A 13,959-nucleotide genomic window follows, 5' to 3' on the forward strand; every position below is an offset into this window, starting at 1 on the left:
AGCCCTCATATTTACTACAACTCATAACGCTGTTGCTTGTGCTCAGTACCACATTGCCTATGGGTAGACATTTTAGTGTTTTTAATTATCTATCCTATACGGTACATTTTATATCTCATAATCGCCCATGATTTTTATATTTACTATATTTAAGTCTTACCATAGATTTTCTATAGTATATAACTATTACGCAACCCATGAATTAACCTTTACATGTGACAGAGGAACTTATAGTGGACATGTTGTAGGCAATGATTTTGTCTTTAATAAAAATGGTGGTGCATATAATCTTTATATACATGGGAAACCAAGTACACAAGAAGTTTTATTAGGAAATGGAATCTTTGATGGTGGAAATGATGATGAAAAAGCCATCAAAGCACAGGTTTGTGCAGCCTTTAACAGACATGTTATGCTTGATCCTGCACACTGGAATAACTCAGCCTATTTCTATAAAGATGCTCCTGCTAATTACTTCGCAAAATTCTGGCATGATCATTCTTATGAAAACAAATCATATGGCTTCTGCTATGATGATGTTTTCGACTTCAGCAGCACATTGCATGTAGCTGACCCTAAGTATGCAATAATTAATGTAGGTTGGTAATAAATTAAATAAATTAGACCATAAGATTTGTAAAAAGATGCTGTATCAAAATTTGATGCAGCATCTTTTTTATTTTCTTAACTACTTTCATCAAACTAAAATACTTTATATTACATGCAAATTCAAAAAAATGAGCCAAGATAATCTTAGCTCATTCTTTTACATAAAACTACAACTCCCTTTATCTATTATTGAATTTGCCATAAAGCTGGTACAGCACTTGGTTCCCAACCTACTAATGAAGTGTGAGCCTGAATACATTTATAAGTACCGCCATTGTAAGTTACAATATCTCCAGCTTTGTATGCATGATTTGCAACCCATGCATTGTTAGATTCAGAATCTGGTACAGTTACTGTAACTTTGTTAGAGTTAATAGAATTTGTACTATCATATAGAACCACTGTATAATCATAGCTTCCCTTAGCCTTATTAGTAATAGCATAAGAAATGCTAACTTCTCCTACACCTGAAGTTAGAGCTCCCGTAGAAGCAACTGTTGTTCCTTCATATATCTTGTAGCTTGTTGCAGTATTATTTTTTGGAACTACAGCCGTTAAAGTATATGCTCCATTATTTACTGAACTAGCAGATAATATTGCTGGTTGTAATGTGTTATCTCCTGCTTTTGGAACTGTTACAGTTATTTGATTTGAAGTAACTGTATTGCTTCCATCACTTAATTCAGCTTTGTAGATGTATGCCCCTGGAGCTTTTGATATGGCATTATAGTTAAGCGTCTTAGTAGGTTGTCCAGCTGTTAAATTTCCTGAAGCTACTACTGTTGTTCCCTCATAAATCTTATAAGAAGTTGCAGTATTATAAGCTGGAACTACTGCTGATATAGAATAGCTTCCATTAATAACTTCTGAAGAGCTTAGTACTGCTGCATTAAGTTTATTTAAAGGTGGAGTTAAATTATTAAAATAACCTCTAAAATAATTAGACCAATTAAAGTTTGTATATTGATCCCAATTTATTGACCAAGTCATAAGACCTCTTAAATTAGGATATTTATTGTTAATCTTATAACTTCCAACTGTTCCACCATTGATTAATCCATCTAAAGCACTTTGTACCTCAGCATTTGAAACATATCCATTTCCAGCAGAATTACAACATGGAACACCAATAACTACTTGATCTTGTCTTAATGCTGGGAAGAAATAATTAGAATCATTATTTACATTAAAACCTGTTAAAAGCATATCTGCTAAAGAAGCATAGAATTCTCCACTTCCCATTGATTGAGCTTTACCCTTAATGTCATTTATTGAACCTGAATTATAATATTGCACTTGAAGCCAGTTCAACTCATCTCTAAGTCCATAGATTACTGGTAAAAATGCTCCAGCTCTGTTATCGACATATGAATTTAATCCACCATAGTACGTATGTCCTAGTTGTACAAAGAATGTTTCAGGTGCCATAGTTAATACGAATTTACTACCATACTTAGTCTTTAATTGTTTTAAAGCACTAATTGTATTAACTATAACAGGTGTTGTTGGATTTTTAAAATCTTTGTCCCCTGCATTTAAATATAGCGAATGTCCTTCAAAATCTACATCCAATCCATCCAATCCATACTTATCAATAATAGTACTTACAGAATTAACAAAGGTATTAACAGATGTGGAACTTGTTAGTTGAACCTCACCATTTTGTCCTCCAATAGATAACAATACTTTTTTTCCTTTACTTTGAAGATATTGAACATCACTTTTAAACTCAGTCTCTGTTTCATTATATGGGGTGAACCTTATATCCCCCGAAGTAACAGATGTTGGTTCTCCAAATGAAAGGTTAATAACATCAAAGTTTGATGAAACGTCCTTGAGTTTAATGTCTCCTGACCCATTATTAAAATTGTGCCAGTAGCCTACTAGTACATGATTGGGAATACTACTGCTTGTTACCGCTGATGCACTATTTGAATTACCTAATACCACTCCTGTAACCATAAGGCTTGCCATAGCCATGACTGAAACTACCTTTTTAAAAAACTTGTTTTTACTCAATACTTTTCTCTCCCTCACTTTAAGATTTTATTTATTTTGCCAAAAATATCAGTAAACTGGAACCCTTTTATAAAACATTTAATTTCCCTATTAATATTCATATTGCAATTCGAACATATGAAGAAGCATAATGATACATAATCTACTATAATACTAGCCATTCACAGTTAAATCTAAAAAAGATGACTCCTGAAAAGTACAGAAATCATCTTTTAGAAGCTGCATAGCCCCTTTTTATAGAGATCTATTTTAAGGTGTATGCTTTCTCTTTTATATACATTTAATCTATTAATATTTATCCATTACTATACGTAACTTAAAATATTAATCTACAGTATCTTTAAATGTAACAACTTGATTTCTATAACTATCAACCTTAGCCTTTACTTGATTAGTTGTAAGTGCTGTATCCTTTTCATGGAATACCAAGTCTACATATTATGCATTTATATTAATACCCATAAAGCAGGAACATTTGATGGTTCCCATCCTACCAATGAAGTATGAGCTTGAATGCATTTATAATTCTTACCATTATAAGAAACTATATCACCAACTTTATATGCAGTATTAGGAGCCCAGCTTCCAGTAGTAGGATTGCTTGAAGCCTTAGTAGTGGCACTGATAGAATTACTCCAACTGCTTGTTCCATTAGCATTCTTAGCTCTAACAGCATAAGTATGTGTTGAATTTTCAGTTAAACCACTATTAACATAAGGTGATGTTACATTACTAATAATGTTATTATCAACTTTTAAATCATAACCTGTTGCACCTGATGATGCGTTCCAAGACACATTAATACTAGATTGATTGCTAGCAGCTGCAGACAATCCACTTGGAACAGCTGGTGCTGTAGGTGCTGGTGTTGGATTATTATCCCCGTGCTGATATACACGAACATAATCTACATACATTTTAGCTGGAAATGGAGTTGATCCATCAGGATTACCTGGCCAATTTCCTCCAACTGCTAGATTAAATAATATAAAGAATGGTTTATGGAATTCTTCAGTACCATTAATATTATTTGCTATGTTAGCTTCTAAATATTGTGTTCCATCTACAAACCATTTTATTGATGAAACGTCCCATTCAATTGAATATACATGATATTGAGTTACATCGATATTAGGTGAAGCAGCGCCATACTGTGCATGCGTATTGTTACCAGTGCTATCCCAATGTATAGTTCCATGGATTGCACTTTCATTATTTATATGTTCCATAATATCTATTTCACCACATTTTGGCCAACTAACTTGAGAAATGTTTTCTCCTAACATCCAAAATGCAGGCCATACACCTTGTCCAGCTGGTAACTTCATTCTTGCCTCTACTTTTCCATAAGTCCAATTTTTTAATCCTTGGCTTTTTAAGCGGGCAGAAGTATAATTCATCCCATTATAATTTTCTTTTCTTGCTTCTATAACAAGATTTCCATTTTCAATTCTTGCATTTTCAGAACGATTGGTATAACATTCAAGTTCATTATTACCCCAACCGTCTCCGCCAGTTTCATATTTCCAATTTGACGTATTTATATTTGTTCCATTAAATTCATCACTCCATGCAAGATTCCATCCTGTATCAGCTTTCGCTGTAACTGTTGGAATAAATGATGAAACCATAAGTGAAGAAATAACTAATGACATAATTAGTTGTTTTTTTCTTTTCATAAAAATTCCCCCTATACCTCTATTTTTAGTAGTAGTAGTAGTAGTAGTTTACTCCCCCCTTATTTACATAAATATTTTATTAAACTTTGTTACCTTTTTGCTGAACTTTTTTCATATCACCTCCTAAATTAATTACTTTTAACGTACACTATATTATACGTAAAAAGATTCTATTTAAGTGGGATAAATTATAAATTAGAACAAATTATACATTTATTGTATAATCGAATGCATGAAAGATCATTATTCTTTCTGAGACACACTTGAATAAAATTGTTATTACTACAATTACCTATACATTAGATCCATTAAAAAAATCTTGTATATATTCCTTTGAATACGTAAATTCTGTTTTAAATATCAAGCTCACTACAATTATGAATTTCCTATTTCTCTCAATGGTTCTTTTATGTACCTGAACCATTGACACTAATTCCTTTAACGGAATGGATTTATTTCGAATCAATTTTCCATATAAGTAATCATTATCACATAATTCTTTTGCAATTTTTATACACATAATAATAGAGTCCCTGTGTTTGGGAATTTCTTCTCCAATATCATATATGTTTATATTAAACTCACTCAACTTTTTTTGAAAGAATTCCATCTCATCCTGTGTTTCTATATTCTCATATTGATTAAACGAATTAGAGCTTAAATATTTTTCCTCAAAATTAATTTCATCTTCATTTTCAAAATAAGTAAATGGATATGATTTTTCTTCTTTTTCACTTTTTCTATAATAATCTATAATTCTACTTCTTATTATCATGTCACAGTAAGCGAAAAAGTTTTTTCCTTTATTTTCATCATAATTATCTAACGCCTCATTAAAAGCTATCATTCCTATACTAAATATATCGCTGTACCTTATATCTTCATATTTTTTTGATACTTTAGACACAGACTTACCTATAAATGGTAAATAGTCTTTTATTAATTTATCTTTTAATTTAACGTCACCGTTTCTAATTCTTTCTATGTATCCATATATTGATTTGTTATCTTTAGTATCATCATAAAATAGTTTACTATCTGACAATACTTTTCCCCCCTACATAATAAATACCTCTTTATACCAATTACCGTAACGACCAAAATATACCATTCTCATATACTTAACTTTGCTCTAATATATAGGTTTTATAAATAATAAAATAAAATTTATTACACTCCTCTCTTATAAATATTTATATTTTACAATATAAGTAATTATATTACATTTTATTACATTTGTATATATTGTTGTGGTTAAATTTTAATGTTTTACTAAAAAAAGTTAATTCTGTCCCACACAAAAATTACACATTTCTCGTATTGAATATAGTACAGTCATATATTCTATAAATTTCCTACAGTTTTACTTTTTTACAAAGTAATAGACAGTAAATATAGGCGTGAAATATTTTATTGTTTATTACGCAAGAAAAAATTCTCTATTACTGCTTTAAAGGGGGTGAACAATTTATTATTAAAATTACTTTCCAAAAAATTTTAATGATTATATGAGAGGGGTTGATGTGTTTTGAAACACGTAACATTAAAAAAATTTCTTGCTTTTTTTGTAGTCTTTCTACTTACATTCACGCAAATAACACTAATGCCTAAAGCAGCAGAAAAATCTGATAAAAAAAATGTTGTAGTTTATTTTCCTAATTGGGGTACCTACAACGCAGCTCACAGCAGCATATCTGTTGATCAATTACCTTGGGACAAGGTCACTGTAATCAATCATGCATTCTTTGAAGTAGATTCAAGCTTTAAACTCAATTCTACTGATTCTTATGCAGATTTTGATAAATCTTTCCCACATTCTGAAGGTTGGGATGCAGATAAACTTAGAGGACACATGGGTGAATATAAGTATTACAAATCTCAATATCCAAATGTAAAGGTGCTTATATCAGTAGGTGGATGGACAAGGGGTGCTAATTTCCATGCAATAGCATCAAGTTCTAGTTCTCGTGCTGTATTTATAAACAGTGTGGTAGATTTTCTAAAAAAATATCCCTTCATAGATGGAATTGATATCGATTGGGAATTCCCTGGTATTGATAGAAAAGCAGATCCAAACGACCAATTTGATAAAGGTTGCCCAGGTGGACCAGAGGACAAACAAAACTTTACTTCACTTCTTCGTGAAATACGTAAAGCTTACAATGATAATGGATTGTCTAATAAAATGCTTACAATAGCAGCACCATCTGGATATGATAAAGCACAATATACTGAACCTAACGTTTATGCTCAATACTTAGATTTTATAAACGTTATGACTTATGATATGCATGGGGCTTGGGAAACAACTACTAATCATCATGCTGCAATATATCCAAATCCTAATGATCCATCTGGAACTTCTCCTGTAGATATAAAAAATAAATATAATACTGATTCAGCAATGAAATTGTACAGGGATACTTATAATATAACTGCAAGCAAACTAAATGTTGGAACACCATTCTATTCAAGAGGATGGAAAAATGTTGTGAACAATGGTGGAAGCCTACCTGGATTATTTGCTTCTGCAAATGGTGCACCAGTAGGTACATGGGATAATGCACAATCTCCAGGTGGACAAAACCCTTATTTCAAAATGAAGGAATTGGAAAAAACATCAGGTTACGTAAAATATAGAGATCCATATGCTAAAGTTCCTTATCTATATAATGCATCACAAGGAATTATGTACACATATGAAGATGAAGAATCTCTTACAGAAAGATGTAATTACGTATTAAATAACGGTTATGGCGGAATGATTGCTTGGGAAGTTTCAGGAGACGACCCAAATGGATTCCCATTAACTACTTTAATGGCAAATAAACTTTCTGGCGGAAGTAATCCAACAACTCCAACCGACCCAACAAATCCAACGGATCCAACAAACCCAAGTAATCCTGGTACTTCTTATCATGCATGGGATAGTAGTAAAGTCTATGTAAATGGAGATATTGTTTCTTATAACAACAACAATTACAAAGCAAAATGGTGGACTCAAGGTGATAAACCTGGTGCTTCTGATGTTTGGGAATTAATTGGAGCCGCTACACCAACTAATCCAACAACCCCAACTAATCCAAGTAATCCAACGGATCCAACAAACCCAAGTGATCCTGGTACTTCTTATCCTGCATGGGATAGTAGTAAAGCTTATGTAAATGGAGATATTGTTTCTTATAACAACAACAATTACAAAGCAAAATGGTGGACTCAAGGTGATAAACCCGGTACTTCTGATGTTTGGGAATTAATTGGAGCCGCTACACCAAGTAATCCAAAATACTAATTAAATAATAACATTTAAGTGGGAACGTATAATTTATATACATTTCAAAAATATATAGAAGGAGTTGATGTATTATGAAATACATGAAATTAAAAAAGTTATTTGCTTTCGCTGTAGTATTATCGTTTGCATTACCACAAATGTCAGCATTAGCCAAGACAGCAACAACAACAACAACAACAACAAAGGCTTCCACAGTGATTGTCTCTGCATCTGTAGCTTATGCTAATTGGGATGCCAACAAAGCTTATGTAAGTGGAGATACTGTTAATTATGAAGGTAAAAATTATAAAGCTAAATGGTGGACTCAAGGTGATAAGCCCGGTTCAACTGATGTTTGGGAATTGATTGGAACAGCACCATCTAACCCTAGTAATAATACTTATGCTGCTTGGGACAGTAGTAAAGCTTATGTATCTGGTGATATTGTTTCTTATCAGAACAGTAATTACAAAGCTAAATGGTGGACTCAAGGTGATAAGCCTGGTTCAGCTGATGTTTGGGAATTGATTGGAGCAGGACCTACAACCCCAACAAATCCAACAAACCCTACAAATCCAACAAACCCCTCAGTATCAAAGCCTGCTGAAGCTCCAAATGATATATGGGGATATGCACTTAATGCTGATAAGAAATTTGGTAAAAATGGAGACTTTGCTTTATTAATATGTGCTGTTATTAAAAAAGAATCTAATTATGGAGCAGGTTTAGGTGGTAGTCCATCTTCTGGAGACGGATTAATGCAAGTAGAACCAAATACTAGAAATGCTTATTCAAGTGAGTTCAGTTCAACATATGGACATGCCTACAATCATAGTAATCTTCAAGACCAAGTATATATGGGATCAATGATTATAAATGATAACATTAAGCAATTTGGTAATATATACAATGGTCTATTACATTACAATGGAGGACCAAACTGGTATCCAGGAGCTACAGATTCATATGGCCGTCCAATTCTAGCAGATCAATATGCAAATGCAGTGTATGCGACATATAAAAGCTATGGTGGAAAAAACTAGTAAGCAAAGTAAATGGACAAGTCCATTAGAATCAAAAGTATTTTAGAATTATATATAGCAACTGATTAGAAAATACAGTTAACTTATAAATTTAAAGAAACACCCTCTTTGAGAAAAGGGTGTTTCTTTAAATTTATGGGCTAAATGGTGGACAATTTGCAAATGTTACAATACCAAGTAGAGTAACAAAAATGAGTAATGCTATCTTTCTTAATTGCTTAAATTTAACCAAAAGAGCAGCGTAGAAAATTTAATTCCTACACTGCCCTATATATTTCATTTATAATTATTATTTTTTTAAATGAGCTCCATTTGTAGCAATAACTTCTTTATACCAATAAAAGCTCTTTTTCTTATATCTTTCTAGAGTTCCACTTCCATCATCATGTCTATCTACATAGATGAATCCGTATCTCTTTTTAAGTTCAGCTGTTGATGCACTGACTAAATCTATGCAACCCCATGTAGTGTATCCCATAACTTCAACACCATCTTCAATTGCTTCTCCTACTTGAACTAAATGATCGTTTAAGTAGTTTATTCTATAATCATCATTTACTGTTTTATTTCCATTTTCATCAGTCATTAATTCATCAACAGCTCCTAAACCATTTTCAACTATAAACAATGGTTTTTGGTATCTATCATAGAATAAGTTAAGCATGTATCTTAATCCTTCTGGATCTATTTGCCATCCCCAATCTGAAGCCTTTAAATATGGATTTGGTACTCCACCAATGAGATTTCCTTTTCCTTTAATATTCTTTTCAGGATCTGCACTTGCACACGAGCTCATATAATAACTAAACGAAACAAAATCTACTGTATTCTTTAGTATTTCTTTATCACCAGGTTCCATTTTTATTTGTATGTTGTTTTCCTTAAAAAATCTATTCATATATCTTGGATATTCTCCCCTTACATGAACATCTCCAAAGAAAAGATTCTCCCTATCTGCTTCCATTGCCTTAAGTACATCACTTGGTTTTGGTGTTAATGGATAGTTTGGTACTCCAAGAATCATACAGCCAATTTTGAATTTTGGATTTATTTCATGACCAATTTTTACTGCAAGTGCACTTGCTACTAGTTCATGATGCATAGCCTGATATAAATCCTGCTTGTTTAATTGTTCTTTTGGGGTCCATATTCCAGCGCTCATATAAGGAAAATGAGTTGCAGAATTTATTTCATTGAAAGTTAGCCAATATTTTACTTTATCTTTATATCGGTTAAATATGGTTCTTACATAGTTTTCGAAAAAGCCTATTAGCTTTCTATTTACCCAGCCATCATAATTCTTAGCTAGTGCAAGTGGTGTCTCATAGTGTGAAATTGTTACTAGCGGCTCTATTCCATACTTAGCTAACTCATCAAATACATTATCATAAAATTGTAATCCCTTTTCATTCGGCTCTTTATCATCACCATTTGGAAATATTCTTGACCAAGCAATAGATAGTCTGAAAACTTTGAAGCCCATTTCTGCAAATAGCTTAATATCTTCTTTATATCTATGATAAAAATCAATTCCTATAAGTTTCATATTATCTTCTGTTGGTTCATCTGTTAAAGCTCCCATCACACCTTTAGGTGCTATATCCTGAGTAGATAATCCTTTTCCGTCTTCGTTATATGCACCTTCAGATTGGTTAGCAGCTGTAGCTCCTCCCCACAAAAATCCTTCTGGAAATTTAATTGACATAACTTCTCCTCCTATGTTTTATAATTTATAATATTTATATTTTCCTATAAAATGTTTATATACTCTGTATTGAATACTAAATTTTCAAAATTTACTTTAGTAATAATGCTAGTAAGCATATCCAAAAATATCTTAACTAGCATTATTTGTTGATTTTATTTTATCCAGTAGCTAGCATACGTAACACTCTCGCTTATTTAAGAGAGATCTAAGGCTGCACGCTCCTATACATTGTACCCCTTGAGGGTATAGTCCAACTAAGGTTTAGATGAGGATCAAACCTCATCTAAATCAAGTTTCACATTATTACTTTTATTAACTCATCTTTTTCTTTTACATCTTTATCTATTAATGATAATACATCCTTGTAATCACTTGAATTAGTAACTAGAACTGGAGTTATTACTTCATATCCTTCTCTTTTTATTGCATCAATATCAAATTCAACTAATAAGTCTCCTATCTTTACTTTATCTCCGCTCTTAATATGAGCTGTAAAGTGCTTTCCACCTAATTTTACTGTATCTAATCCTATGTGTATCAAAATTTCTGTTCCGTCTTCAGCTGTAATTCCTATAGCATGTTTTGTTTCGAATAATGCTGAAATCACTCCATTAACTGGTGAAACTGCTACGCCTTTACTTGGTATTATAGCTGCACCCTTTCCCATTATTTCTTCTGAGAATGTTATATCATTTACTTGGCTTAATGAAACTGATTTCCCTTCAATTGGAGCTAAGATTATTGCTTCGCTTTTAGTTTCAGCTTTATCTAAGACAGCTTCTTTAACTTCCATTTTGTTTTCAATTAAGCTTTCTTCAATTTCTTCATTTGCTGGATCATCAAATCCAATAATCCATGTTAATGCAAATGAACCTACAATTGCAATAGCTGCTGTTATTAAAGCATTAATAAAGTTTGAGCTACCATTTGGATCAATAAACTGAACTATTGATATAAGTGCTGGTGTTGCAAAAACATAAACTTTTAAAGCTACAATTCCTGCATATAGACCTGCTATACCACTTGCTATCATACTTGCTATTAAAGGTTTTTTATATTTTATAGTTACACCGTACATTGCTGGTTCTGTTACCCCTGCAAGTAAAGCTGAAATACTTGATGCGCTTGCAACTTGTTTTAAGTCTTTATTTTTAGACTTTAGTGATACTGCAAGTGCTGATGCTCCTTGTGCTAAATTAGATGGAAGCATTGCTACTAATAATAATGTTTCGTATCCTGGGTTTGCTAAAGCTGTTAATGCCATAGGTACGAATGCCCAATGCATTCCTGTCATAACTATAAGTGGCATAAACGCCGCCATTAAAGGTAATGCAATCCAATTTGCCTTATCTTGAATTGTGTACATAACTGTTGATAAACCTTTACCTACTAAGAATCCAAGTGGTCCAACAACTATTATTGCAATTGGCATAGCTATAAGTAATATTAACATTGGTTTTAAAAAGTTCTTTGTAACTGCTGGTGTAATTTTATCTACAATTTCTTCTATATATTTCATTACCCAAGCCATTAGGATAACAGGAATAACTGAATACCCATAACTTGCTGTTGTAACTGGTAATCCTAAAAATGATACAGGTGATCCTGCACCAAGTAATTTTACAAAATCAGGATATACCATAACACCTATTACTGCTGCAAAAGTGTATGGATTAATATTAAACTTTTTAGAAGTTGAGATTACAAGTATCATCGGCAAGAAATAAAACGTTGCATCTCCAAGTGCTGATAATATGGTATAAGTCTGGGTTGTATTCGATAAGAATCCAATAGTTGTAAGTAACACTACTAGCACTTTTACCATACCTGCGCCAATTATTGCTGGCATAGTAGCTGACATACTTCCTGATACTACATCTAAAACTTTCGTAATTATATTTTGCTTTTCATTTGAATTTTCAGTATTATTAGCACTATCACTAAAATTACCAAGTTTCAATACTTCTTTATAGCATTTAGAAACTTCATTTCCTATAATTATTTGGTACTGACCGCCTTTTTTCATAACGCCCATTACACCTTTTATTTTTTTAACTTGTTCATCATTTACAATACTTTCATCTTTTAGGGTGAATCTAAGTCTTGTCATACAGTGTATAACACTACTTACATTATTTACTCCACCTATTTTTTCTATTATTTCTTTTGCAACTATTGAATAATCCATAGTATAATCCTCCATTTAAAATTAAGTTATTTTTAGATTAACTTATCCATTAGCGTGTAGCCGTTAACTTCACTTAAAAGTTAGAGTATTACAGATACTAGCTACCGGATAAATTTTTTGGAATTAATTTTAATGAAGTAAAGCCCGTAACACAGTTTTTCTGCTTACAGTAACTACCTTGCATTTAGATTTATTTTGTTTATAATTTTATAAAAAATATCTAAGAATCATAAAAGAGCGCTCATTTTACACTTCTCAGGTATAGATTGCATTGCAAATTAACAGTCCGTTTTTTATTCAGTTTGCTTTGTAACTCTGTTAATATGAACTGCTAAATACATCATTTCTTCATCAGTAAGCTCAGAATTAAATTCACTCTTTACGTATTTTTTAATTTTCTCTGCACATTTATATGCTTCTTTATATTTTTCTCTCATTATTTTAGAAAGGCTTGTATCCTCATCTTCAATTTCATTTCCTCTAAAAATTCTTTGTGAAAAGAATTTTAAATGAGTAATAAATCTTTCATAATGAAGTGAATATTCATCCAATTCTAACTTATAATGAAATTTTACTATGTTTAAAATATTTTGAATCATATTAGTCATGCTCATAGTATCATCTATATTACTAGAATTTAATTGAGCGTTTACAATATGTAATGCTATATTAGCAGCTTCGTCTTCTGGTAAATCAACATGTAATCTTTTTTCAATTATTTGAAGAGCCTCTTTACCAATTAAAAACTCATGATTATAAAATCTTTTTATCTCCCATAATAACGCATTTTTAAATTGTAATCCTTTATTAACTCTTTCCATTGCAAAACTTATATGATCTGTTAATAGAATATAAATATTATCATTAAGCTTCTTACCTAGAGAGTATCTTGCATAAGATACTATTTCATTAGTTGTTTGTATGACTTCTAAAGGAATATCTGACAACAATTCTATTAACTTATTTGAATAGTTTTTATCTTCAAGAGAATAAATCTTTTCAACTTTATCTTTATCAATAATTTCTCCAGCCTTTTTCTTAAATCCAAGTCCACATCCCATAACAAGAACTTCTTTATTGTTATTATCAAAAGATTGAACTAAATTGTTATTAATTACTTTCTCTATCTTCATAAATATTCCCCTTTGGCATAAGTTAATTAATTTAAAAGACACACTAGCTATTAGTAAATTGTAATTTAAAGTGCTTTATTTAAAGTAGCTTTTATTATTGTGACACAAAAAAAGACCATACCACAACAGATAATACTACTAAATACTATCTATAAAATGGTAAAGCCTGCATAACCAGTAACATTCCTTTTAATTTATGTTAAGGATATCATAAGATTCTTAGCCTGTCAATCGTTTTCCATGAATTATCAATAACTTCTATATATAGTTTCTTTTTAACTATTAGAATTCTTATAATTTAATATT

The 13,959-nt window shown here is 31.5% G+C and carries 9 protein-coding genes and 1 pseudogene; 4 read left to right on the forward strand and 6 right to left on the reverse strand.

Translation table 11 applies throughout. The features are described from left to right. Positions 1 to 127: 127 nt before the first annotated feature. The gene (locus L3B96_RS08275; RefSeq protein ID WP_238860210.1) at positions 128 to 607 is read left to right on the forward strand and encodes a beta-1,3-glucanase family protein; all 480 of its coding nucleotides are present in this window, start codon (positions 128 to 130) and stop codon (positions 605 to 607) included. A 188-nt stretch (positions 608 to 795) separates the two neighbouring features. Here L3B96_RS08275 and L3B96_RS08280 read toward each other — a convergent pair whose 3' ends face one another. Further along, the gene (locus L3B96_RS08280; protein WP_238860212.1) at positions 796 to 2,628 is read right to left on the reverse strand and encodes a glycosyl hydrolase family 18 protein; all 1,833 of its coding nucleotides are present in this window, start codon (positions 2,626 to 2,628) and stop codon (positions 796 to 798) included. A gap of 134 nt (positions 2,629 to 2,762) precedes the next feature. Here L3B96_RS08280 and L3B96_RS08285 point away from each other — a divergent pair. After that, a pseudogene (locus L3B96_RS08285) lies at positions 2,763 to 2,855 on the forward strand (IS3 family transposase); the annotation flags it as partial. Positions 2,856 to 3,074: 219 nt separating this feature from the next. On the opposite strand, the gene L3B96_RS08290 reads toward L3B96_RS08285, so the two are convergent. Both L3B96_RS08290 and sigI read right to left on the reverse strand, forming a co-directional pair. Beyond that, complete coding sequence (locus L3B96_RS08290) at positions 3,075 to 4,307, reverse strand: family 16 glycosylhydrolase (protein WP_238860214.1); 1,233 nt, start codon at positions 4,305 to 4,307, stop codon at positions 3,075 to 3,077. A 292-nt stretch (positions 4,308 to 4,599) separates the two neighbouring features. Next, positions 4,600 to 5,352: an RNA polymerase sigma-I factor gene (gene sigI / locus L3B96_RS08295; RefSeq protein ID WP_077830100.1), complete on the reverse strand. Its 753-nt coding sequence runs from the start codon at positions 5,350 to 5,352 to the stop codon at positions 4,600 to 4,602. Between the two features lie 483 nt (positions 5,353 to 5,835). Between sigI and L3B96_RS08300 the strand changes: the two genes are divergently transcribed. Next, positions 5,836 to 7,599, forward strand: coding sequence for a glycosyl hydrolase family 18 protein (locus tag L3B96_RS08300; protein WP_238860215.1), 1,764 nt, complete (start codon positions 5,836 to 5,838; stop codon positions 7,597 to 7,599). A gap of 74 nt (positions 7,600 to 7,673) precedes the next feature. Further along, positions 7,674 to 8,624, forward strand: coding sequence for a carbohydrate-binding protein (locus L3B96_RS27220; protein ID WP_275297135.1), 951 nt, complete (start codon positions 7,674 to 7,676; stop codon positions 8,622 to 8,624). A 289-nt stretch (positions 8,625 to 8,913) separates the two neighbouring features. Here L3B96_RS27220 and L3B96_RS08315 read toward each other — a convergent pair whose 3' ends face one another. From L3B96_RS08315 to L3B96_RS08325, 3 genes are all read right to left on the reverse strand, one after another. Beyond that, positions 8,914 to 10,329, reverse strand: coding sequence for a glycoside hydrolase family 1 protein (locus L3B96_RS08315; RefSeq protein ID WP_238860217.1), 1,416 nt, complete (start codon positions 10,327 to 10,329; stop codon positions 8,914 to 8,916). A gap of 298 nt (positions 10,330 to 10,627) precedes the next feature. Continuing rightward, positions 10,628 to 12,520: a beta-glucoside-specific PTS transporter subunit IIABC gene (locus L3B96_RS08320; RefSeq protein WP_238860219.1), complete on the reverse strand. Its 1,893-nt coding sequence runs from the start codon at positions 12,518 to 12,520 to the stop codon at positions 10,628 to 10,630. 293 nt (positions 12,521 to 12,813) lie between these two features. After that, the gene (locus tag L3B96_RS08325; RefSeq protein ID WP_077831141.1) at positions 12,814 to 13,653 is read right to left on the reverse strand and encodes a PRD domain-containing protein; all 840 of its coding nucleotides are present in this window, start codon (positions 13,651 to 13,653) and stop codon (positions 12,814 to 12,816) included. Between the last annotated feature and the right edge of the window lie 306 nt (positions 13,654 to 13,959).

It is taken from the genome of Clostridium sp. YIM B02569, from assembly GCF_022320765.1.
Classification (GTDB): Bacteria; Bacillota; Clostridia; order Clostridiales; family Clostridiaceae; genus Clostridium; species Clostridium beijerinckii.